Annotated in this window: 20 protein-coding genes; 18 read left to right on the top strand and 2 right to left on the bottom strand. The window is 43.5% G+C overall.

Annotated elements, in window-relative coordinates:
• Positions 1-35: 35 nt before the first annotated feature.
• The gene (locus tag CPZ25_RS04770; protein ID WP_096919683.1) at positions 36-2,252 is read right to left on the bottom strand and encodes a bifunctional diguanylate cyclase/phosphodiesterase; all 2,217 of its coding nucleotides are present in this window, start codon (positions 2,250-2,252) and stop codon (positions 36-38) included.
• A 209-nt stretch (positions 2,253-2,461) separates the two neighbouring features.
• On the opposite strand from CPZ25_RS04770, the gene dprA reads away from it, so the two are divergent.
• From dprA to CPZ25_RS04685, 17 genes are all read left to right on the top strand, one after another.
• A complete protein-coding gene (gene dprA, locus CPZ25_RS04765; RefSeq protein WP_096919684.1) occupies positions 2,462-3,568 on the top strand; it encodes a DNA-processing protein DprA in 1,107 nt (368 codons plus the stop codon).
• Between the two features lie 136 nt (positions 3,569-3,704).
• Positions 3,705-5,783 carry a type I DNA topoisomerase gene (topA, locus tag CPZ25_RS04760; protein WP_058694268.1) on the top strand — a complete coding sequence of 693 codons (2,079 nt, stop codon included), beginning with the start codon at positions 3,705-3,707 and terminating at the stop codon, positions 5,781-5,783.
• A 121-nt stretch (positions 5,784-5,904) separates the two neighbouring features.
• Entirely contained in the window at positions 5,905-6,438 is a 534-nt protein-coding gene (hslV, locus tag CPZ25_RS04755) for an ATP-dependent protease subunit HslV (protein ID WP_341473489.1), read from the top strand.
• Positions 6,439-6,460: 22 nt separating this feature from the next.
• Positions 6,461-7,876 carry an ATP-dependent protease ATPase subunit HslU gene (gene hslU, locus CPZ25_RS04750; RefSeq protein ID WP_207670854.1) on the top strand — a complete coding sequence of 472 codons (1,416 nt, stop codon included), beginning with the start codon at positions 6,461-6,463 and terminating at the stop codon, positions 7,874-7,876.
• A gap of 157 nt (positions 7,877-8,033) precedes the next feature.
• Positions 8,034-8,813 (top strand): 30S ribosomal protein S2, encoded by a 780-nt coding sequence (gene rpsB, locus CPZ25_RS04745; RefSeq protein WP_013380801.1) that lies wholly within the window; start codon positions 8,034-8,036, stop codon positions 8,811-8,813.
• A 34-nt stretch (positions 8,814-8,847) separates the two neighbouring features.
• Positions 8,848-9,489 (top strand): translation elongation factor Ts, encoded by a 642-nt coding sequence (gene tsf / locus CPZ25_RS04740; protein WP_074617316.1) that lies wholly within the window; start codon positions 8,848-8,850, stop codon positions 9,487-9,489.
• 427 nt (positions 9,490-9,916) lie between these two features.
• Positions 9,917-12,316, top strand: a complete 2,400-nt coding sequence (locus CPZ25_RS04735; RefSeq protein WP_096919687.1) for an HAD-IC family P-type ATPase — start codon at positions 9,917-9,919, stop codon at positions 12,314-12,316.
• 281 nt (positions 12,317-12,597) lie between these two features.
• Complete coding sequence (gene pyrH / locus CPZ25_RS04730; RefSeq protein WP_013380785.1) at positions 12,598-13,311, top strand: UMP kinase; 714 nt, start codon at positions 12,598-12,600, stop codon at positions 13,309-13,311.
• A complete protein-coding gene (frr, locus tag CPZ25_RS04725; protein ID WP_013380784.1) occupies positions 13,311-13,868 on the top strand; it encodes a ribosome recycling factor in 558 nt (185 codons plus the stop codon). Before pyrH ends, frr begins: the two co-directional genes overlap by 1 nt.
• A gap of 128 nt (positions 13,869-13,996) precedes the next feature.
• Entirely contained in the window at positions 13,997-14,461 is a 465-nt protein-coding gene (locus CPZ25_RS04720) for a ribosome maturation factor RimP (RefSeq protein ID WP_058694272.1), read from the top strand.
• A 14-nt stretch (positions 14,462-14,475) separates the two neighbouring features.
• Positions 14,476-15,711 (top strand): transcription termination factor NusA, encoded by a 1,236-nt coding sequence (gene nusA / locus CPZ25_RS04715; RefSeq protein WP_058694273.1) that lies wholly within the window; start codon positions 14,476-14,478, stop codon positions 15,709-15,711.
• Between the two features lie 58 nt (positions 15,712-15,769).
• Positions 15,770-16,036 (top strand): RNase P modulator RnpM, encoded by a 267-nt coding sequence (gene rnpM / locus CPZ25_RS04710; RefSeq protein ID WP_038351432.1) that lies wholly within the window; start codon positions 15,770-15,772, stop codon positions 16,034-16,036.
• Positions 16,037-16,111: 75 nt separating this feature from the next.
• Positions 16,112-18,532 (top strand): translation initiation factor IF-2, encoded by a 2,421-nt coding sequence (gene infB, locus CPZ25_RS04705; protein WP_096919688.1) that lies wholly within the window; start codon positions 16,112-16,114, stop codon positions 18,530-18,532.
• Between the two features lie 18 nt (positions 18,533-18,550).
• Entirely contained in the window at positions 18,551-18,943 is a 393-nt protein-coding gene (rbfA, locus tag CPZ25_RS04700; RefSeq protein ID WP_058694275.1) for a 30S ribosome-binding factor RbfA, read from the top strand.
• Positions 18,915-19,889, top strand: a complete 975-nt coding sequence (locus CPZ25_RS04695; protein ID WP_058694276.1) for a DHH family phosphoesterase — start codon at positions 18,915-18,917, stop codon at positions 19,887-19,889. Before rbfA ends, CPZ25_RS04695 begins: the two co-directional genes overlap by 29 nt.
• Positions 19,886-20,794: a tRNA pseudouridine(55) synthase TruB gene (gene truB / locus CPZ25_RS04690; RefSeq protein WP_096919689.1), complete on the top strand. Its 909-nt coding sequence runs from the start codon at positions 19,886-19,888 to the stop codon at positions 20,792-20,794. The genes CPZ25_RS04695 and truB overlap by 4 nt, the downstream gene beginning before the upstream one ends.
• Positions 20,795-20,805: 11 nt before the next feature.
• Positions 20,806-21,714, top strand: a complete 909-nt coding sequence (locus tag CPZ25_RS04685) for a bifunctional riboflavin kinase/FAD synthetase (protein WP_096919690.1) — start codon at positions 20,806-20,808, stop codon at positions 21,712-21,714.
• Positions 21,715-21,768: 54 nt separating this feature from the next.
• Here CPZ25_RS04685 and CPZ25_RS04680 read toward each other — a convergent pair whose 3' ends face one another.
• Entirely contained in the window at positions 21,769-22,728 is a 960-nt protein-coding gene (locus tag CPZ25_RS04680; RefSeq protein ID WP_074617321.1) for a sugar-binding transcriptional regulator, read from the bottom strand.
• 501 nt (positions 22,729-23,229) lie between these two features.
• Between CPZ25_RS04680 and CPZ25_RS04675 the strand changes: the two genes are divergently transcribed.
• Positions 23,230-24,087, top strand: a complete 858-nt coding sequence (locus CPZ25_RS04675; protein WP_341473488.1) for a class II fructose-bisphosphate aldolase — start codon at positions 23,230-23,232, stop codon at positions 24,085-24,087.
• The last annotated feature ends 2 nt before the right edge of the window (positions 24,088-24,089 follow it).

Raw genomic sequence — 24,089 nt, 5'->3', positions numbered from 1 at the left:
TGAGTGTCCAGAACCGTATTGGACGCTCACCTTTTTTATTGCACACTGTAAACCAGACAGGCAAAATCTTCGACAGGCATTGCTTTTGCGAAGTAGTAGCCCTGAATAATATCACAGCCGATCTTTTTCAAAAAGTCGATCTGGTCCTGTGTCTCGACACCCTCAGCTACCACTTTAATATCTAGCGAATGCGCCATTTGGATAACGCTTTCCACCACCTTTTCGCCTCTGCGCGATAAGGTCGTCTCGTTAAAAAATTCCTTATCCATTTTCAAGACATCTACGGGCAGCTCCTTTAGCAGATTCAATGAGGAGTATCCCGTTCCAAAGTCATCAATCGAGATTTTAACCCCAAAATCATTGAGTGCCTTAAAGACAGAAGCGAGCACATCGATATTGTCAAAAACCGCACTTTCAGTTACCTCAAGCTCCAAACAGTCAGGCGGCACGTCATACTTTTTTACAACAGCCATAAGGTTCTCGGCAAAATCCGAATGACTCAAATGCTTTCTGGAAAAATTAACCGAAATCAGCAGCGGTGACAGCCCCTGATCCATCCACATGCGCTGCTGTTTACAGATGGATTCAAACATAAAGAAGTCCAGCTTAATGACAAAATTGTTTTTTTCAAAGAGCGGAATAAACTCCGCGGGAGGTATAAGCCCCTTTTCCGGGTGGAGCCAGCGGACAAGCGCCTCAGCGCCAACCGGCTGTAAGGTTTTAAGGGAGTACTTTGGCTGAAGATAGACTTTAAACTGGTTTGAAGCCAGTGCCTCATCCATCTGATTTTCGATTTTTCTTTCCCGGAGAATTTGATTACGCATGACGGTGTCAAAGTAAGCAATACCATTCCCGTTGGCGCCTTTAATGGATTTGCGGGCCATGTCTGCCCGGTCATACATATGGTTAACCGTGAGATGGTCCTCCTGAACCAGATAAATGCCAAAGGATAAAGTAAAGGGAATGTCAAAATCCAGGCAGGCCAGATGTCCTCTTAAAGCCTCCAATCGGCCGGATAAGTCCCCTATGGTTTTATAATGAAGCAGAAGTGCAAAATCATCAGAGGCGACACGGCAAAAAGTTTCTTTGTCATCCAGAAAGCTGGCGATGGTTTCAGACATGGCGGCCAGAAGCTGATTGCCGCTTTGAAAACCATAAAGATCATTTATAGCCTTGAATTTATCAATGTCGAAGCTGACAATTGCGTATTGAAGCTCTTTCTTTCCGCCTAACCAGTGTTCACTGTCAAGGACAAATTTGTTGAAATTAGAAAAGCCTGTAATATCATCTGTATAGGCCATGCGCTTCAGCTCACGGCGGCTTTTTCGCTGGTGGATTTCAATGTACACGATCAGGGCAGTAAAGAAAAACAGAATAATACCCCAGGTTAGAAGGGTGGATTGAATAATCTGACTGGATTTTTCTGAAACGACGCTTTTGGGTGCTACAATTAGTACATTCCAGTTGTTTGTATCCACCGGGGCAATGCTGAAGTAGTAAAGCTCTCCATTATAATGGTATTCCCCAACACAGGTTTCACGGGCCTCCAGAGCCTTTATTACCTGACTGCGCGTTTTATCATTTGAGTAGCTGAGTTCTGTGATATTTTCAATATTCTGATTACTGCCGGGATGATTGGAACGGATGATGATGTCCCCGTTATCGTTTATGATATAGGAATAGCCCTTGCCGTTAAAGCTCGTTACAGAAAGGACTTTGCTGTATTGACTGATCGCATTGGTCGCGAAGAGTACGCCCAAAATCTTGTCGTTTGAACGGATTGGCGCTGCGTAGACAGTGATGGGTTCTCCGCCAAATTTATCAGTCAGAATACCGGAAACAACAGTTTTGCCCCCTAAGGCCTTATAAAAATAGTCCCGGTCAGAAAAATCCTCGTCATAGCCATCGGTGGTATGGGCGACACCATCGGGTGTGATGATTCCCATGCGCTTAAAAGAATTGCGGTTATTCTCCTGATCTAAAACAGGAAGAGTACCCAGAATATTATCCGGTGAAGCGTTGCCGATATAGGTGGCAATGGCGTCAAGCGTATTAAAGTCGCCCCTCAACCGGTTTTGGATGGTCGTAGCGGACTGCTGGGACAGTTCTTTTAAGGTGGTTTGCGTCTCCGACTCTAAAAAATGGTCCAGATAGGATGTGTAGACATAAGCGATAATGACGATTATAAATATCAGCAGCGACGCTGCAAGAATAGGCCGCCATACTCTTGATTTTAACCCACGGTCATTCATATAGTATCTCTTTTCTGTGCGATTGCTTTTTTATATTATACCATAGTCGAAGGGACTAAAGAAGCGGCCTGCAAAAAAAGAAAGACATGTAATAAAAAGAAATAGATATGAAAAAGATGGTGTTTTAAGAAGAAAGTTAAAAATACACAACATTAGTGTTAAAATATGTGTTATGATAAAGTATCATATTTTTTAAAAGGGGAATTGATATGGAAAGGGACTTATTCTGGATATGGTTGATGTCGTTGACCGAGCTTGGGAATCAGCGCAAGCTAAAGCTGTTAAAATATTTTGAGACGCCTGAAAAAATATATCTTGCTGATGAGAAAAGCCTTATGGCCTCTGGCGCAGTTCGGGAAAAGGACTGCAGGTATATCCGAAGCCAGCAGCACCTGTATCTTGCCACAAAGGCCAGGGGCTTTATGGAGCGCCATGGAATTGACCTTATAACCATAGAAAACAGTCTTTATCCGGCAAGGCTGAAAAATATTTATGACCCGCCGGTCGGCTTGTTTGCCAAGGGAAGCCTTGATTTGCTGGATCGTCCTATGTATTTGGGGATTGTAGGTTCTCGAAAAGCGTCGCCAACGGGCCTTAAGCAAGCCCGCAAGCTGGCCGAAACCTTTTCCGATATGGGGATCACCATTGTCAGCGGAATGGCAGAGGGTGTAGATGGTGAGAGCCATTTGGGCAGCTGTGGGCGGGTCGGATCGACCATTGCTGTCATGGGCACAGGTATCAATGTGTGCTATCCTGAGAAGCATAAGCCACTGTACAAAAAGATCGCCCACAGCGGGCTCATCCTCACAGAATTTTTTATGGATGAGCAACCATTGAAATTTCATTTTCCGAGAAGAAACAGGATCATCAGTGGTCTGTGCGATGGCCTGTTAGTGGTAGAGGCCAGGGAAAAGAGCGGTGCTCTGATCACAGCCGACTTTGCACTGGAGCAGGGAAAAAACGTTTATGCTGTCCCTGGTGATATCACCCGTTATCAGAGTGTTGGTAGCAACCAGCTCATCAAGGAAGGCGCAAAGGTCGTTACAGAGCCAGAGGATGTACTGGAGGACTATGTTGACATGCTGCCTCAGGATATTGAAAATTTTCATAATCCCATCAGTCTCGAGCGAGCCGCTGAGGGAATAGAGGACCCGGAACAGAAAAAAATATTAAACTATGTTGCCGAAGGCTACACGACAGTGGATGAGCTGGTGACAATGTCTGGAATGGAGATTCAGGCAGTCAACAGTACCCTTTCCATGCTGGAGCTTGACGACCGTGTTAAAGTAGAATATGGAAAGGTATATATTCTTTAGAGAGAAATCTTATGGATTTCTGTATTCAAAATTTGAAAAAAAAAGATTCCTTTGTTATAATGAAGCTTGTTTGACTTTTATCATACATAATAAAAACAAGTTATAAAGGTAAAATATATATTGAAGGAGGAATACAATGGCAAAAAATCTCGTCATTGTTGAATCACCCGCAAAAGCTAAGACGATAAAAAAATATCTGCCTAAGGGCTACGAGGTGCAGGCAACCATGGGCCATGTCATCGACCTGCCCAAAAGCCGTATCGGGATTGATATCGAAGACCACTTTAAACCTGACTATATTAAAATCAGAGGAAAAGGTGAGCTGCTGAAAAAAATTAAGAAGGAAGCCAACAAGGCAGATAATATCCTGCTGGCAACTGACCCCGACCGCGAGGGCGAGGCGATTTCATGGCATGTGGCCAACTTTTTGGGCATTGACCTGGATACCAAATGCCGGATCGAGTTTCATGAAATTACCAAGAGAGCAGTGAACGCCGCCATTGAAAACAAGCGCGCGGTGGACATGGATCTGGTAGATTCCCAGCAGGCAAGAAGAATACTTGACCGGCTTGTCGGCTATTCTTTGAGCCCGTTTTTGTGGAAAAAGGTTAAAAAAGGACTTAGCGGTGGCCGTGTCCAGTCGGTTGTCACCCGTATTATTGTGGACAGGGAAGAGGAAATTGCTGCTTTTGTCCCCGAAGAGTACTGGGGACTTGACCTGGAGCTTAAAAAAAATGAGGATAAAAATATCTTTTTATCCCGTTTCTATTCTGAAGATGGAAAAAAGAAAACCATCAAGAATGCCGAAGAGGCGGCACGTCTGGAGCAGGTTGTGCTGCATAACCCCATTACGGTTGCCGGAGTTAAAAAGCGTGTGCGCAAACAGAAGCCGCCGCTGCCTTTTACCACCAGTACTCTGCAGCAGGAGGCATACAAGGTTTTGGGCTTTACAACACAGCGCACCATGCGCATTGCCCAGCAGCTTTACGAAGGGGTTGAGGTCGCGGGCAAAGGCCTTGTCGGTTTGATTTCTTATATCCGTACCGACTCCACGCGTTTGGCGGATGAAGCCATCGCAGAAGCAAAAGATTTTATCGAAGCCAACTATGGCCCGGATTATCAGCAGAGCTCTGCGAAAAAGACTGTGAAGAAAAAAAATGTCCAGGATGCCCACGAAGGGATTCGTCCATCATCGGTTTTTAACCTGCCCGAGGAAGTGCGCGATTCCCTTGAGAAGGATCAGTATAAGCTGTACAAGCTTATCTGGGATCGTATGGTTGCCAGCCAGATGGCAGATGCCGAGTATTACGTAACAGATGTGGATGTAGCCTGCGCGAATCTGCTCTTTAAAACAAAGGGTGAGATCATGAAATTCAAAGGCTTTACAGCCGTATACCGCACAGCCAGCTCAGCAGAGAAGGAAGAGGCAAACCGCCTGCCCGAGTTCGAGGACAACGAGGAGCTCAACCTTGTTAAAATCAATAAAGAACAGAAATTCACGAAGCCGCCGGCACGCTACACAGAAGCCTCTCTGGTAAAAATTCTTGAAGAAAAAGGGATTGGCCGTCCAAGCACCTATGCGCCGACCATTGCCACCATTAAAAATCGAGATTATGTCGAGGTGGTGGAAAAGCACTTTGTGCCAACAGAGCTGGGGATCACCGTTACGCACCTTATGAAGGAATATTTTGAGGATATTGTCAATCTGACCTTTACCGCAGAAATGGAAGAGAAGCTGGATAAGGTAGCAGATGGCGAAACGGACTGGGTAAAGCTTCTGGAAAACTTTTACGGTGGGTTTAAGAAAGAGCTGGACCATGCTCAGGAGGCAGCGGCAGCGGTTACTATCGCAGACCCCGAATCCGATGAGGTTTGCGAGCTCTGCGGCCGAAGAATGGTCATTAAAAAAGGGAAATACGGTAAGTTTTTAGCCTGTCCCGGTTTTCCCGAATGTAAAAATACAAAGCCTTACTTTGAAAAAACTGGCGGTATCTGTCCTGAATGCGGCGGAGACCTTGTTAAGCGTACCTCTAAAAAGGGCCGTACCTTTTATTCCTGCTCCAATTATCCAAACTGCGAATATATGAGCTGGGATATGCCGGTACCCGAAAAATGTCCTGAATGCGGACAGACGATGTTCCAAAAAGGTCTGGGTAAACGTAAAAAGATTTACTGCGCCAAATGTGGTTTTGAAAAATCGCCGGATCAGCAATAGAAGATACGCATACGACTGATGACCGTCCGTTTCGGGCGGTCGTCATTTATATACAGATTTAAGTATTCATTGCTAAAATGACCTATTAGATTAAATATATAATGAAATGAGGAATAAAGAAATGTTTCATGCAACAACAATCGTTGGTGTAAGACACAATGGCGAGGTTGCCATTGCCGGTGACGGCCAGGTGACAATGGGTGAAACGACCATTATGAAGGCAACGGCCAAGAAAGTCAGAAAAATTTATAATGATCAGGTACTGGTTGGTTTTGCAGGATCAGTGGCCGATGCTTTTACACTGTGTGAACGCTTTGAACACAAAATTGAACAGTACAACGGGAACCTGCAGCGCGCAGCGGTTGAACTGGCTAAGGACTGGCGTCAGGATAAGGCGTTACGAAAGTTGGAAGCCCTGCTAATCGTGATGGATAAAAATGAAACGCTGGTGCTTTCCGGCAGCGGCGAGGTCATTGAACCGGACGACGACATCGCCGCCATTGGTTCTGGCGGAAACTATGCACTTTCTGCTGCCAGAGCTTTAAAACGCTATTCGAATTTAAGCGCAAAGGAAATCGCCCGCGAATCCCTTAAGATCGCATCTGAAATCTGTGTATACACGAATGATAATATCCGTGTCGAAGAATTAGAGTAAATTTGAGGTAAAATTTATGGAAATGAAAGATTTAACGCCTAAAAAAATTGTCGAAGAGCTAAACCGCTATATTATCGGCCAGGAACCGGCAAAAAAGGCTGTGGCTGTAGCCCTGAGAAACCGTTACCGCAGAAGCCTTCTGTCAGAGGAAATGCGGGATGAGTTTACACCAAAGAACATTATTATGATGGGACCCACCGGTGTAGGGAAGACCGAGATTGCAAGAAGGATCGCCAAGCTGGTGTCTGCTCCCTTTATTAAGGTAGAGGCCACTAAATTCACGGAAGTGGGATATGTCGGACGCGATGTGGAATCCATGGTGCGCGACCTGGTGACCACCTCCATCCGTAAGGTACAGCAGGAAAAAATGAAGGAAGTTTATGAGCAGGCTGAAGAACGGGCGAATAAACTGATCCTGGATATCCTGGTACCCATGAAAAAGAAAAAAGAAACCATCAAGACGCCCTTCGATATTTTTATGAAGAGTAATAAACAGCCGGCTCAGCCAGAAACACCAGATCCGGCTAAGGAAGCGGAAAAAGCTGAAAAAGAAAAAAATCTCCAGATTAAACGTGAAGCCATCGCCCAGGATTTGGCTGACGGCAGGATGGAGGACGAGGTTATCGAGATCGAGGTGGAGGATGACGGCTCCAAAACCATTGGCGTCATGGCAGGGATGAATGATGATATGAGCATTAACATCAATGACATTCTCGGTGACTTTCTGCCGTCCAAGAAGAAAAAACGTCATGTCAAGGTCAAGGACGCCCGCAAGATTTTCACAAATCAGGAAGCTCAAAAAATGATCGACATGGATGAGGTCAAGGAAATCGGCCTGCGCGAAGCAGAGCAGAACGGGATTATTTTTATTGATGAAATTGATAAAATCATCGGGAACGGCAACAATAACGGCCCGGATGTCTCACGCGAGGGTGTGCAGCGGGATATTCTGCCAATCGTTGAGGGCAGTACCATCACCACCAAATATGGTCCGGTGAAAACCGACTTTATTCTGTTTATCGGCGCAGGCGCTTTTCATGTGGCTAAAATATCCGATATGATTCCCGAGCTTCAGGGACGTTTCCCAATCACCGTTGAGCTGGACAGCCTGACAGAGGAAGACTTCAAACAGATTCTTACCCAGCCTGAAAACTCTGCCATCCGCCAATATCAGGAGCTCCTGAAAACGGAGGATGTCAATCTGGTTTTTGAGGACGATGCCATCGAAACATTGGCGCAGATTGCTTTTGCCCAGAATGAGGAACAGGAAAATATTGGCGCCAGACGGCTGCATACAGTTCTTGAAAAGCTGTTGGAAGAGGTATCCTTCTATGCGTCTGACTATGATGCGGACACCTTTGTGGTTAACAAAGAATACGTCAACTCTGTTTTTAAACCGACAGAGCGTGAACGCAGCTATTCCAGATTTTTGCTTTAAAAAATTTAAGAAAAGTACTTGCTACTGCCCTGTAATTATGTTATTATAGGGCAGTATGTTGTTATTACACACATTTTTTGAGGAGCGGCAGGTGCCTGCAGAGCAGGTGGCCGAATCCGGAGAGAAAAATGGAGGAAAAACCTAAGGAGGAATTATTATGGCAGCAGTAACAATGAAACAATTATTAGAAGCGGGTGTACACTTTGGTCACCAGACCAGAAGATGGAACCCTAAAATGGCCCCTTACATTTTCACTGAAAGAAACGGTATTTACATCATTGACTTACAGCAGACAGTGAAAAAAATCGATGTCGCCTGTAACTTCGTTAAAGAAGTAGCAGCAAACGGCGAAAGCATTTTATTTGTCGGCACCAAAAAACAGGCTCAGACCAGCATCGAAAAGGAAGCCAAAAGAAGTGGGAGCTTCTGTGTTAACCATCGTTGGTTAGGTGGTACCTTAACAAATTTCACCACCATCAGCAAACGTATCGAACGCTTAAAAGAATTAAAAGCGATGGAAGAAGACGGAACTTTTGAACTGTTACCGAAAAAAGAAGTTATCAAATTAAAAAGAGAACGTGAAAAACTGCAGAAATTCTTAGGCGGCATTGAAGACATGAAAGAAATGCCTGGCGCAATGATCGTTATCGACAGCAAGAAAGAAAGAATTGCCATTGCAGAAGCACATAAACTGGGTATTCCGATTGTTAGTATTGTCGATACCAACTGTGACCCGGACGAAATTGACTACGTTATTCCTGGAAACGACGATGCAATCCGTGCCGTTGCTTTAATCCTTGGTGTATTAGCAGATGCTATTATTGAAGGAAAACAGGGCGAACAGTTTGAAGAAGCTGTCGTAGAAGAAACTGTTGTAGCTGAAGATGCTTCCGGCGACGTAGTTGTGGAAGAAGTAGTAGAAGTAACTGCTGAATAAGCAGCTTGACATTTGATTAGAGGAGGATACAGACTTGGACGCTAAATTAGTTAAAGAATTAAGAGAAAAAAGCGGCGCAGGCATGATGGACTGCAAAAAAGCTTTGGTTGCAACCGATGGTGACATCCAAAAAGCAATGGAATACTTAAGAGAACAGGGCTTAGCTGCTACCACCAAAAAAGCTGGCCGTGTAGCTGCTGAAGGTGTTGTAGAATCTTACATCCATATGGGTGGTAAGATCGGTGTTTTAGTAGAAATCAACTGTGAAACAGATTTCGTTGCTAAAACCGATGGCTTCAAAGCTTTTGCTAAAGACGTTGCAATGCATATTGCGGCTGCTAACCCAACCTATGTTTCTAAAGAAGAAGTGCCGGAAGCAGAAGTTGAGCATGAAAAAGAAATCCTGAAACATCAGGCATTAAATGAAGGCAAACCCGAAAAAATTGTCGACAAAATGGTTGAAGGCCGTATCGGTAAATTTTACAAGGAAATCTGCCTGCTAGAACAGCCTTTTGTTAAAAACCCAGATATCACCATTGAAGATCTTGTGAAAGAACAAATCATGGCAATCGGTGAAAATGTAAAAATCAGACGCTTTGCCCGCTTCCAGTTAGGCGAAGGCATTGAAAAGAAACAGGAAAACTTTGCAGAAGAAGTAGCTGCGCAGATGAAATAAAGAAGATATCTGTTCACAAAAACCTTTAGTATTTATTTGAACTAAATATAGATATGGCAAACCGCCCAAAAACACTGTTTTACTTATGATAGTAAAGAACAGTACTGTTTTTGGACGGTTTTTTCTTTTAAAACAGTTTTTTTAGACATCGCATAAACCTGCATAAATTGGCATGAAGGTGCATATGTTTTTGTGTAGTACACAACAAAAAATTTGTGTAAAAGATGGAATCAAAACTTCGGCTATGTTACACAGAATACTAAGTGTTTTAATTTGTTTAAGTAAAGACAGTAAATGAAAAGGCGCCTTTTATATATTTAAGTGTGTGTATAAGGATGCAAATTGTTAATAAACTTTTAATAATTTCTTTATAAGCAGGTTAGAAAGTCTCGTTACAATAAGGACAGCAAAATAATGGAGGCTGTCAATGACTGAAAAAAATCTTATAAATGGGCTTTCTGAAAAAGAGGTAACACAGCGTGTGCAGGAGGGCAAGCAGAATCTGGCCCAAAGCGTCATGACAAAAACAACGGGTGAGATCATCAGGCGGAATGTTTTCACCTTGTTTAATCTTATGAATTTATTGATTGCTATTGCGCTTTTCTGTGTGGGTGCTTACAGCAATATGGTGTTTATTGGGATCATTATTTTAAACATGATCATTGGTATTGCACAGGAGATCAAGGCTAAGAAAACCGTCGAAAAACTATCGCTTCTATCGGTTCCTTCTGTTACTGTGCTGCGCGACGGAAAAGAAAAGACGATTGCGACTGATGAGGTTGTTCAAGAGGATGTTATGGTTTTGAGCGCAGGTCAGCAGATTTGCTGTGACGGGATAGTGCTCTCTGGCGACGCCGAGGTAAATGAGGCACTCCTGACAGGTGAGGCGGACGCTGTTGGAAAGAGAAACGGCGATGATCTGCTGTCTGGCAGCAGCCTGGTCAGCGGCCGGTGCCTGGCGAAGGTCACTCACGTTGGAGGAGATAATTATGCGTTTAAAATAGCGCGGGAGGCCAAACAGGTAAAGGAACAGAGTTCTGAGCTCATGCAGTCCATGCGTAAGGTAACCCGTATTACCAGTTTGTTTATTATTCCTTTAGGGATGATCTTGTTTCTGGAAGCATTTGTTTTGAGGAGCGATCCGCTTTTCATTTCGGTAGTATCCACTTCTGCTGGCCTGTTAGGAATGCTGCCAAAAGGGTTGGTGCTATTGATCAGCGTATCATTGGCCGGCGGCGTCATTAAGCTGGCAAAAAATAAAATATTGATTCAGGATATGTTTTCTTTAGAGACATTGTCCCATGTAGACGTACTATGCCTCGATAAAACCGGCACATTAACGGAAGGGAAAATGGAGGTAGAAAGGATACTGCCTTTTGAAAACACCATTGCAAAAAAGGTAAAACTTGAGCCGTTAATGGGTTCTTTTTTGAAGCACAGTATTGATAATAATGCGACCTTTCAGGCGTTAAAAGCATATTTTAAAGAGAGCAGCACTTATGCTGTATACTCAAGCGTCGCATTTTCCTCTGAACGAAAATGGGCTGCGATGACTTTTGAAAAGGGAGATACACTGGTTATCGGCGCACCGGAAAAAGTGTTACAGGGTGAAATACCCAATGCGTTGAAGACAGAAATAAAAAGAGGCAGGAGGGTGCTTGTCGTGAGTATTGCAAAGGGTACAATGACAAGCCAGACAAATTTATCTGAAACAAAGCTGACCCCCATAGCAGGGATCGTTATTCGGGACCGCATACGCCAGAGCGCACCAAAAATTTTAAACTATTTTAGAAAACAAGGCGTCACTGTTAAAGTAATATCCGGCGACAACCCAGTAACGGCATCCATGGTTGCGAAGGACGCCGGGCTAAAGAATTATGACAAAGCGATTGACATGATGTCTGTGGGTGAAAATGTAGATTTTAGAAAAATTGCAGAAAAATATACGGTGTTTGGAAGAACCACGCCCCAGCAGAAAAAGAAACTGGTTCAGGCATTAAAAGCTGAAGGGCATTCTGTCGCAATGACGGGCGACGGCGTCAATGACCTTTTGGCCTTGAAAGAGGCTGACTGCTCCATTGCTATGGGAAATGGAAGCGATGCGGCCAGGCAGGCTGCACAGGTGGTCTTGCTAGAATCAGACTTTTCGGCGCTGCCAGGACTTTTGTTGGAGGGGCGGCGTGTGGTGAATAATGTTACCCGTGCCGCGGGGGTTTTTTTTATCAAGACGATTTATTCGGTGGTCTTGACGTTCATTTGCGTTTTGACTAACATTGCGTTTCCTTTTCTGCCGATCCAGATTACACTGATCGATGCAGCGATAGAAGCTTATCCTTCATTTGTAACAGCCTTTGAAGCAGATGGACGGAGGATCAGAGAACGGTTTCTGCCATCAGCTTTGCGAAAAGCTCTGCCGAATGCAGTGGCCATTATCGCGGCGTTTTTGCTGATAAACTTCGCAGCAGTGTTGGGTGTGGTTCAAATCGGAATGGTCGAGAAAACAACCATACTTTATTTACTGGCAGGCTTACTCAGTATGCAGGCTGTCATAAAAAATAACATGCCTTTTACAAAGCTGCGTTTGTTTGTTGTGGTCACAATGGCGGCTGGTTATTTTGGAGCAGTCTTTTTATTCAGCCATCTGCTGGGATTGGAGATGGCTCTGAATACCGGGGCGCTTCTGCTATTTGGGGCAGTATTGGTGATTGCCTTTGGCATAGAGCGTATTTTAACAAAATGTGTCAGGAATGATAACGGAAAAAAGATGGCCATTGGTAAACGGCCTTTCTCATCTCGTTACAGTATTTTTCAAAAAGAACAGCGCTGATAAATGATGAAGCTGTTTTTGCTAATTTCTTGTGAAAGAAGCTTGACGCAAGCGCCTGCTTTAAGTTATAATATAAATGTTCATTATGACTGTATATTAGACAGTTTATGATTGTGTCGGCTCTTTGGCATAAAGGTAAGCCGATACAAACGGTACCTGAATAGATTTGTGATAAAGAGCACGAAAGTGTTCTTTTTTTACAGTTTGGGTTATTCTTGAGCCTGTCTTGAAAAAAAGGGGCTTCTGAGGTATAATCAAACTAAGAATAAAAGGGGGATTATATGGAGACGAAATATAAAAGAATTATTATCAAGCTGAGCGGCGAAGCCCTGTCTGGTAAGGTTGGCTTTGGCATTGATCCACCGACGGTACAGCGTATCTGTGAATCTGTAAAAGAGGTTTTTGAGCAGGATGTTGAGATCGCGATTGTTGTAGGCGGCGGCAATTTCTGGAGAGGCCGTTTTGGCGAGGGAATGGATAAATCGACTGCCGATTATATGGGAATGCTTTCCACTGTTATCAACGCGCTGGCACTTCAGGATGTTTTGGAACAGATGGGTGTGCCGGTAAGGGTACAGACCGCCATCGAAATGAAAGAAGTAGCTGAACCTTATATACGCCGCAAAGCAGTCAGACATCTGGAAAAAAAACGCGTGGTTATTTTTGCAGCCGGAACAGGCAATCCATTCTTTACAACAGACACTACAGCGGCGTTGCGAGCAGCCGAGGTAGATGCAGAGATGATTCTTTTGGCCAAAAGTGTGGACGCAGTCTATGACTCCGATCCGGAAGTGAATCCAGACGCTAAAAAATATGATCGTCTGACTTATATTGACGTTATTAACCAGGGATTAAAGGTTATGGATTCCACAGCCATTACCCTGTGTATGGATAATAAAATACCAATCCTTGTTTTCGGCTTGGACCAGCCGGAAAATATTTTAAAAGCCGTTCGCGGCGAAACCATCGGAACAATTATCGAGGAGGCAGAATAATGTTAAACGAAATTAAAGACAGAGCCAATGATAAAATGCAGAAAGCCCTGAATAACTTAAATGAGAGTTTAGGAGGTCTGAGAGCAGGCCGTGCGAACCCTCATATTCTTGATAAAGTTACGGTTGATTATTATGGAGCGGCGACAGCCATCAACCAGCTGGCAAGCGTGGCAGTGCCTGAAGCGCGTATGATCACCATTCAGCCCTATGACAGCACCTCGATCTCTGCGATCGAAAAAGCTATTTTGACTGCGGATCTGGGCTTTAACCCATCGAATGACGGTAAAATCATTCGTCTGATTGTGCCGGAACTGACAGAAGAACGCCGTAAAGAGCTGGTTAAATTAACCAAGAAATATGGTGAAGAATGTAAGGTTGCCATGCGTAATATACGCCGTAAAGCCGTACAGGATCTGAAAGACGCTGAAAAGGAAGGCCTGATCAGTGAGGATGAGCTGCACCAGGGCGAAAAGGAAATTCAGAAGCTAACCGATGATGAAGTGAAAAACATCGAGGGTGTGCTGAAGGAAAAAGAAGCGGAGATCATGGCAGTTTAGCCAGAAGTGATTTGATTGTCAACTGAAACCATCTTGGTTTTATTTGTGAAACTAAATAAGTCTTTCACAAGAGTGGGGAAACCCACTCTTGTGTGTTTTCTGAAGCTTATTAAAATTTAGGAGAATATATGAAAAAACAATCCAAGGAATCAATGCTGGAGGAACTCATTGCACCGGTGGTGGAAGCTGAGGGCTATGAGTGCGTTGATGTTACCTTTGAAAAGGCCGGAAAAGACTGGGTGTTAACTGCCTACATAGATGGGCCGAACGGCATTGGGCTGGATGACTGCGAAGCGGTCAGCCGTAAGCTCAGTGACCTGATGGATGAAAAAGACCCCATTGAGCAGAGCTACCTGTTGGAGGTTTCGTCTCCGGGAATTGACCGTCCCTTAAAAAAGGAGAAGGATTTTGTCCGCAATATGGATAAACGCATTGTGGTCAATTTCTATGCGCCGGTGAATGGCAGTAAACAGTTAAGCGGTATCCTCAAAGGTTACAATGGTGCAACGCTGACCCTACAGCTTGACTCTGAAGAAATGATGGAGCTGGAAATGTCTGCTGTTTCCAAGGTTGCTCCGGAAATTGAATTTTAGGAAGGCGAATAATTATGAATGCAGAGTTTATGAGAGCTCTTGATGCTTTAGAAGCAGAAAAGAACATCGACAAGGAGGAACTGATCGACGCCATTGAGGTATCCATCGAATCCGCCTACAAAAAAAATTATGGCAATGTGCAGGATGTGGATGTAAAGCTCGACCGTGATACGGGAGAAATTACCGTTTATGCAACCCGCGATATTGTCCAAGATGTCGAAAATCTGGAAACACAGATATCCCTCGAAGAGGCGCGTGAGATTGATCCGACCTATGAAGTTGGAGATGTCTACCGTAAGGTTATCACCCCAAGAGATTTTGGACGAATTGCAGCTCAGAATGCAAAGCAGCTCATTGTTCAGCGAATAAAGGAAGCTGAACGCAATATGGTTTATAATGAATACCTGGAACGCCAGGATGAGGTAATGACCGGGATCATCAACCGTATTGAGCGTGGCAATGTATTTGTAGATATTGGAAACAGTGAAGGCTGTATGCCGCCAATGGAACAGGTTCCTGGAGAAAAATACTACCCAGGACAGCGTCTGAAGGTTTATCTGCTCATGGTACGCAAGACCACTAAAGGGCCGCAGCTCAGATTGTCGAGAACACACCCGGGTCTGGTCAAGCGGCTTTTTGAGACCGAAGTGCCGGAAATTTATGATGGGATTGTAGACATTGTGTCTATTTCCAGAGAAGCAGGCTCGAGAACCAAGATTGCCGTTAAAGCCAATGATTCGTCGGTTGATCCGGTTGGGGCCTGTGTTGGACAAAAGGGAATCCGGGTTCAGAACATTATTAATGAGCTGAACGGTGAAAAGATTGATATTATTAAATACAGCGATGATGTACGTGAATACCTGTCTAACGCCCTGAGTCCTGCAAAGATTTACCGGATTCTGCCGAATAAAACCGAAAAAACCGCTATTGCTGTTGTTGATGATTTTCAATTATCACTGGCCATTGGCAAAGAGGGGCAAAACGTGCGGCTGGCGGCAAAGCTGGCATCCTGGAAAATTGATATCAAGAGCAAAAGTGATTATGAGCGTATGCTGGCAGAAAACCCTGACTTTGACGCGGATTATACACACGTGGGAGAAGAAGAGGATATTCTGGATGAGCTGAAAAATGAATTGGACGAGGTACTGGACATTCAGATTGATGAAGATAATGCCGAAAGCCTCGATAATGTACTGGACGATCTGGTAATGACGGACGAATTAGAGGATTTGGATGACTTTTTTGAATAAGTAAAGATTTATCCCATATCTCTGTGATATAATATTATAATGTGTGCAGGAGGAAGCAATGAAAAAAATGCCCGTAAGAACCTGCGTGGTTTGTCATTCAAAAATTGAGAAGAAAAATCTATTGCGTATTGTCTGCAATAAAGACAATGAAATATTCTATGATCCAACGGGAAAAGCCAACGGGCGGGGTGCCTATATCTGTGATGACCCCAAATGTCTGGACGCTTTTCTGAGTAAAAATATTCTTGAAAAAGCTTTTAAACGGCCAATCGACAAAGATACCGTCGAAGAAGTGCGTCAAAAAATAAAAGAACAGCTGTCATAGGCCATAACGGCAGATGAAAAATACAGCTATGGAGAGATCTATGAACAAATAAAAACAATTGAAGGGAGGAATTATATGTCAAAGTTAAGAGTTTATCAATTAGCAAGCGAATACGACGTTCCCAGTAAGGAATTTGTCGATATCTTAAATAAGCATAATATTCCCGTAAAAAATCACATGAGTGTGTTAACAGAACAACAGGTAACTGATTTCAGAAAAGAATACAAAAAAGGTGAAGATACTAAGGAACAGCCAAAAGCAGCACCTAAAGCAGCAGCGCCGAAACAGGAAGCAAAGGCCCAGAAGCCTCAGCAGTCAAAGCAGGACAACAAGTCCCAGCCTAAAGCGCAGCCGCAGTCCAAGCCTCAGCAGCAAGAGCGCAAACCTCAGCAGGGAAAGCCTCAGCAGCAGGAAAGAAAGCCTCAGCAAAGGGACAACAATGCACCTCAGAACCGCCGTCCGTCAGATGGCCAGAGAAATGGGAATAACGGCCAGAACCAGCAAAAGAGAAATACCAGCGGACAGGGAAACAACGGAAGCAATAATAACAATCGTCCCAATAATGCCAAAGGCCAGACTGTGCCCAATAACAGCAAGCCAGACCGCAAAAATAAAAACCAGAAAAGAAATAATAACAATAATAATCAGCCCGCTAAAGTAAGAGATCACAGCAAAAAAGGGAAAACGGCCCGCAGTGTTTACAAAAAGATGAAGGATGAGAAGAAGACTGAAAAGATGAAGAATCAGGTCTTTGAGATTCCTGAATTGGTAACCGTTGGAGAGCTGGCAGAAATTCTGGATGTTGGCGCGACCGAAATTATTAAAATTTTAATGATGGCAGGTACCATGGCGACCATTAATCAGCAGATTGATTATGAAACCGCTGAAATTGTGGCGTCTGAGCTGGGCTATGAAGTTAAAGCTGTTAAAATGGAGGATGTCGTCACCAAAATTCTGGAAGAATACGACGAAGAAGATACCGGAAACGAAGTTAAGCGTCCGCCGGTTGTTACTGTTATGGGTCACGTTGACCATGGTAAGACCTCCCTCTTAGACCGTATCCGTAAAGCAAATGTTACAGCCGGTGAAGCTGGCGGGATTACTCAGCATATTGGTGCATATACGGTTACCATCAATGGTGAATCCATCACTTTTATCGATACACCAGGCCATGAGGCCTTTACCGCCATGCGTTCCAGAGGGGCGCAGATGACCGATATCGCCATTCTGGTGGTAGCAGCTGACGATGGCGTCATGCCGCAGACTGTGGAAGCCATTAACCATGCCAAGGCGGCCGGCGTTCCGATCATTGTTGCGATTAACAAAATTGATAAAGAAGGCGCCAATCCTGAGCGTGTTAAACAGGAATTAACAGAGCATAATCTGGTAGTCGAAGAATGGGGCGGTGATGTTATCGCTGTGCCGGTTTCAGCCAAAAAAGGCGAAAATATCGATACGCTGCTGGAAATGGTACTGTTAGTTTCCGAAATGGGCGAGTTGACAGCAGATCCTAAGCGTGCAGCCCGTGGAAGCGTTATTGAGGCTCAGGTTAAAAAAGGAAAGGGCGCAACTGCCAGTCTTCTGGTACAGCAGGGGACACTGCACGTGGGAGACTCCATTATCTCAGGTATGACCTATGGTAAAGTTCGTACTATGATCGATGATAAGGGCAAGCGCATTAAAAAAGCTGGTCCATCCACTCCGGTTGAAATTTCCGGTTTGTCGGATATTCCTGTGGCAGGGGATGACTTTATCGTGCTCGAAAATGAAAAAGAAGCACGACAGCTGGCAGAAAAACGCCGTGAAATGGAAAAGGATGCCCGTCAGGCTAAGATGCGCCTGTCTCTGGATGACCTGTTTACAAAGATTCAGGAAGGGCAGATTCAGGATATCAATATCATTATCAAGGCGGATGTTCAGGGTTCCATTGAAGCGATCAAGCAGTCGCTTGAAAAACTGAACACAGATGATGTACGTATTAATGTGATCCATGGTGCAGTTGGCGCGGTTAACGAGACAGACGTTATGCTGGCGTCTACCTCCAATGCAATTATCATTGGCTTTAACGTGCGTCCTGATAAAAATGCGCTGGCGGCGGCAGAAACCGAAGAAGTGGATATCCGTTTATATCGTGTCATCTACGATGCGATCGAAGATGTCAAAAAAGCCATGGAAGGGATGCTGGCACCGGAATTTGTTGAAAAAGTTACCGGGAATGCCGAAGTCCGAGAAGTGTTTAAGATACCTAATGGCAGCATGATTGCCGGTTCCTATGTCACGGATGGTAAGATATCCAGAAACGATGAGGTTCGGATTATTCGCGATGGTATCGTCGTGTTTGAAGGCGAAATCGCGTCCTTAAGACGTTTTAAGGATGATGTCAAAGAGGTTGCCAGTGGGTACGAATGTGGTATCGGCATTGATAAATACAATGATATCAAGATCGGTGATGTTATCGAAACTTTTGTCATGGAAGCCGTGGCAAGAGAACTGTAAAATAAAGGGGGTGCTATTATGGCATCACATCGTATAGAAAAAATTAATGGTCAGATTCAACGTGAGCTGAGTCTGATCATTCAACAAAAAATGAAGGACAGCCGTTTTAATCGTGATACGCTTAGTATTACAAATGTTAAGGCGGCGCCTGATCTCAAAACTGCAACGGTTTATGTCAGTATTTTCGGAACGCCCGAAGAAAAAGAAGAAGTCCTGGGACTCTTAGATAATGCAAAAGGCTTTTTGCGGGCAAACCTTGGGAAAGTGCTTAAGGTTCACTCCATTCCGGCGCTTACTTTCAAATTAGATGATTCTGTAGAATATGGCATGCATATCGACAGTATTTTAGCAAGTCTAAAAAAAGATAAAGGAGCATCTGAGGATGAAGAAGGTACCGACAGAGATTCTTGATTGTATAAAAGAGAATCAGAGCTTTTTGATTCTCGTGCATAATAAACCCGATGGCGATGCCATCGGGTCTGCTATTGCCTTTGGAAAAGGCCTTAAAGCCCTGGGGAAGAATGTCGATTATTACATCGAAACGCCTTTAGAGGATAAGCTTCAGTTTTTCAGTGAAAGCCGCTATTTTGAAGATGAGCTTCGGGATGAATATGACGTTGTAACTTTTCTGGATTGTTCAACAATAGAATATGCGTTTAAGCCAGTCCCGATGGTGGATGCGCGGACGACCATGGTCATAGACCATCACGCCACCAATCAGGGGTATGGCGACATTAATTTTTTAGAGATAACTGCCGCTACTGCTGAACTGGTCTTTCGTATTTTAGATGCTCTGGGCGTTGAACTGGATCCTGAGATGGTTGAGGCTGTTTTTACTGGTATCTCTACCGACACCGGCAGCTTTCAGTTTGCCAATGTTACTGCCGAGACCCATCAGATTTTAAGCCGTCTTTATGAAAAGCGGGATAATTTCGCGGTGTTGTCCAAACGGCTTCACAGCGAGAAAAATTATGCCCAAATGAAGCTGTATGGCAAGGCGGTAGACTCGTTACAGTTGTATGAAGACAATACCCTGGCATGGATCTTTTTAAGCTATGCTGATATTTGTAAATATGGGGGCCCTGTCCAGATAACGGACGATGTTGCCAATATTGGTATGAATGTTATCGGCGTTCAGCTGTCTGCGACAGTAAAAGAAGTAGAATGCGGTATTTACCGTGTTTCACTCCGCTCAAAGACGCCATTTAAAATTGATGTTTCATTGATTGCCCGTAAATACGGAGGCGGAGGCCACATGCGCGCCGCGGGATTTACCTTTAAAGGAGACCTGAAAGCGCTGAAAAAAGAACTGATCGAAGTGATCGAGTACTACAGGAAGCATGAAGAAGATATATGAGTGAGCTAAACGGTTATCTCAATATTTATAAGGAAAAAGGAATGACATCACACGATGTTGTTTTTAAGGCCCGGCAGATATTACACACTAAAAAAATCGGACATACGGGGACGCTGGACCCTAATGCCCAGGGAGTGCTTGTTTTATGTGTGGGTAAAGCCACTAAAGCAGTAGAATATTTAAATGATCTTGATAAGGTTTATGAGGCGGAAATTTTGTTCGGTCAGGAAACGGATACCTGTGACTGCACAGGGACGGTGACCGCAGAGGAGCCGGTACACTTCACCAAAGAAGAATTTTTAAAAGTACTTAAATCTTTTGAGGGAGACAGTATGCAGGTACCGCCCATTTATTCAGCCTTAAAAATCAATGGGCGTAAGCTTTATGACTATGCAAGAGCGGGCGAGAAGGTTGAAATACCGCCGCGGTCTATCCATATCAGCCGGATAGAAGCAATAGAGATGGGTGAACTGCCTTATAAGGCACGTTTTGTTGTAGAATGCTCTAAAGGTACATATATCCGTTCTCTTTGCCGCGATATCGGTAAAAAATTGGGGACGGCAGCCTGTATGGGAGACCTTTACCGTAAAAGGGTTGGGGATTTTAGAATAGAGAATGCACTGCACTTATCCCAGCTTAAAAATTTAATGCTGGTCGGCCGTGCCCAGTGCTTTTTTCATGAGCCAGAGTATGCGCTGGAAAAGTTCAGAATGGTAGCGGCCAACGAACGGGGCGGCCGTTTTCTGAGGAGCGGCAACCGTTTGTATCAGTGGAATGCTGTAGAAAATTTTGCGGACTTTGAAGACAGTGAAATTCTGCGTCTCTATGACCAGGAAGAATTTGTAGGTATTGGCCGGTTTTGTGCTGGCGAGGAACCCTATGTTCAGCCAATTAAAATGTTTTAGGGAGAATAACCATGAATACCGAAATTAATCCAAATGAAAAAATTGTATTGGCTCTTGGCTTCTTTGATGGTGTGCACTTGGGGCATCAGGAGCTTATTAATGCCACCATCAAAAAAGCAAAAGAACTGAATTGTGCCAGTGGTGTCATGACCTTTGCAGAGCATCCGCTGACCCATATTTTCCCAGCATACTCACCGTGGCTTATTACCACGAATGAAGAAAAAGTCCGGATTATGAAAGACTTGGGAATTGATTATGTTTTTTTGAATCCTTTTAATGATCAGCTGATGTGCTACAGTCCAAAAGCTTTTATACGGGACTATTTGCTGCAAAAGTATAATGTTGTTCATATTGTGGTCGGTTTTAACTATAGCTTTGGCTTTAAAGGCGAAGGGGATATCCAGATGCTCACAGAGTTTGGAAAGCGTTTTAACTTTGGGGTGACCGTTATTCCGCCGTGTATTATCGACGGACAATCAGTTAGCAGCACCCTGATTCGGGAGCTCATCGGCACGGGAAAAGTAAATGAAGTATCGACCTTTTTAGGCCGGGATTACAGCATTGAGGGGACCATTGTAAAAGGGAAAGGTCTTGGGCATACCTTTGATATTCCTACTGCCAATTTGAAAATGAAAGAAAAAGTCATTCTTCCCAGCAGTGGTGTTTACTATACAAAGATAAGGGTTCGTGGCCAGGAACACGATGGGCTTACTAATTTAGGGTTTAATCCCACTTTTGAAAAGCATCCCTATAGTATTGAAACCTACATTTATGATTTTGATGAGAATATTTACGGTGATTACGTTACCTTGACTTTTAAGGAGAGAGTGCGTGGTGAAATTAAATTTGATAATCTCGGCGATCTGGTAGCCCAAATTAAAAGTGATATCCGTAATATCCATACGCGTTACAGGAAGTAGCGATAAAAGGGTGACCGCCCGTTTCGGGCGGTCACCCTTTTATGTTGTAAAAAATTATTCACTTTTCATACGGTCCAGAATCTGTGCACAAGCATAATCGGTAATCAGCACATTAATATAACCGCCGTTAATGGCGCCGGAAATGGCAACCGGCTTGTCAACCCCGCCGCAGACACCGATAGAGTATTTCGTGTTTTTGAGCACGCCTAGGTCAATGGACATCATTTTTTCATTATATTCAAATTTATCGATATTACCGTTTTCGTCATAGAAAACCATACAGATATCACCGCACATTTTCTGTTCGCGAATCTCTTCAAACATTTCTGGGGTAAAGTAACCGGTTTTTATAATGGTAGAATTGCTGGTAGGTGCGCCAATACCTAAAATCGCGATGTCCATGCGCTTAGCCTTTTTAAAAACGCGTTGAATACTGTTTTCTTTCATCAACTCAATTTTCGTGTTTTTTCTGGAGATCATGGCAGGAGCATGAAGCGGATAATAAATACCTCCAAATGCGCGGGCCATGGATTCAGCAATATAGTTGCTGTGTAGTTCAGTGGCGACAGTGCCAATGCCTCCAATCAAAGGGACAAAGGTAAGGTTAGAGTGGTAGGAATTATTGGCGTGAGGCGCAATCTGCGCGACTGTAGTCCCCATGGTAACGCCAATAACATCGCCGTCACGTATAATTCGTGAAAGATATTGAGCGGCGGCTTTGCCCATAAGCGCTTTGGTTTCGGCTGTGTCCTCTAGGGTTTCTACAATGAAAACCTCTTTCAATCCATATTTTTCTTCTAATAGCTGTTCCAGCTGAAAGTATTTACGTCCAGTGGTGTCCGATACGGTAATGGTAACAATACCGTGTTCTCTGGCAGCGCTTAACAGTTTGGAAATGGTAGGACGGGAAATGGATAGCTTATTGGCAATATCCTGCTGGCTCATGTTTTTATTGTAGTACATATCGCTGACGCGCAGCATCATACGTTCATCCTCAATAATGTTTTTTTTCATTGAAAACTCCTCGATTCTATGTATCAGTTCATTTGAATTTTAACACAGCTTCCTTAGAAAAACCATTGTTTTTAATTGTAATTTAACAAATGTTTTAAATAGAATAAACGATAAAAAGAAAATAAAGAAAAGTTAAAATAATTTAAAAACGTAAAAATAAAAACTAAAAATATTTTACAAACGTTCTGATTGCTAATAAAGATATATTTTTTATTTTTAAAGAAAAAACATATTTGTTTGAAAATCGGCTTATATAAAAGGAAAATCAGGTGTTTGATTAGAAAAAAAGAAATATCAAAAAATAAATAAATAAACAAATGTAAAAAATAGATGTCACTTCTTAAAATAATTATTAATTGGAGTTTAAAATTTGACAAAAAATAAAAAACACATATAATCATAAGTAGGCAAGAACAAAAAAGACTTACAGGAACATATGTTATAAAAAAGGAGAGCTCACCTTTTGCCTGTTTAGCGGCGGATATCGCCAGCTTTTATTCTATGGAGGGATTAATTATGTTAGTAACATCAAAGGAATTGTTTAAAAAAGCTCAAGAGAAGCATTTTGCAATACCAGCAGCTAATTTTATTGATTTAGAATCGTTGAAATGGCATGTGGAGGTAGCGGAAAAACTAGGCTTTCCTCTTATTCTGGCTTTGGCGGAAAGCCATCTGGGAGAAGACATTAATCTGGAGGATGCAGCCCTTGTTGGCAAAAAATATGCCGAAGCTGCAAGTATTCCGGTGGTTTTACATCTGGATCACGGTGCGACACCGGAATTAATTAAAAAAGCGATTGATCTGGGTTTTTCTTCAGTTATGATTGATGCTTCGATGGAAAGCTTTGATATCAATGTTGCAAGAACGAAGGAGATTATTGATTACGCGCACCCGAGAGGTGTGGTAGTAGAGGCAGAAATCGGACATGTAGGCGCTGGAGAAAACTATGAGAATCATGATGAAACAGACTCAAAATATACCACGGTAGAGGATGCTGAAAACTTTATTAAAGCGACAAATGTTGATTCCCTGGCGATTTCGATCGGGACAGCCCACGGCATGTATAAAGGAATTCCTGAGATTAACTTCGGCCGTTTAAAAGAAATAGCTGCGGCAGTAAGCACACCCCTGGTTCTTCATGGCGGTTCCTCGTCTGGCGATGATAATTTGAACAAGTGCGCCGTAAGCGGCATTTCTAAGATTAACATTTTTTCTGACTTTCTGGCCGGCGCTATGGAAAACCTGAATAAACAAAAACCTGATAATTATCTGGATGTTAAAAGGGCTTCCAAAGAGGGCATGCAGAAGACCCTTGAGCATTATTATGGTGTTTTTGAGACTAAAACAGTGGAGGTATAGAT

The sequence above is a fragment of the Eubacterium maltosivorans genome, assembly GCF_002441855.2.
GTDB lineage: Bacteria > Bacillota > Clostridia > Eubacteriales > Eubacteriaceae > Eubacterium > Eubacterium maltosivorans.
Note: the sequence above shows the minus strand (reverse complement) of the source record. Positions and strands in the feature narration are given on the sequence as shown.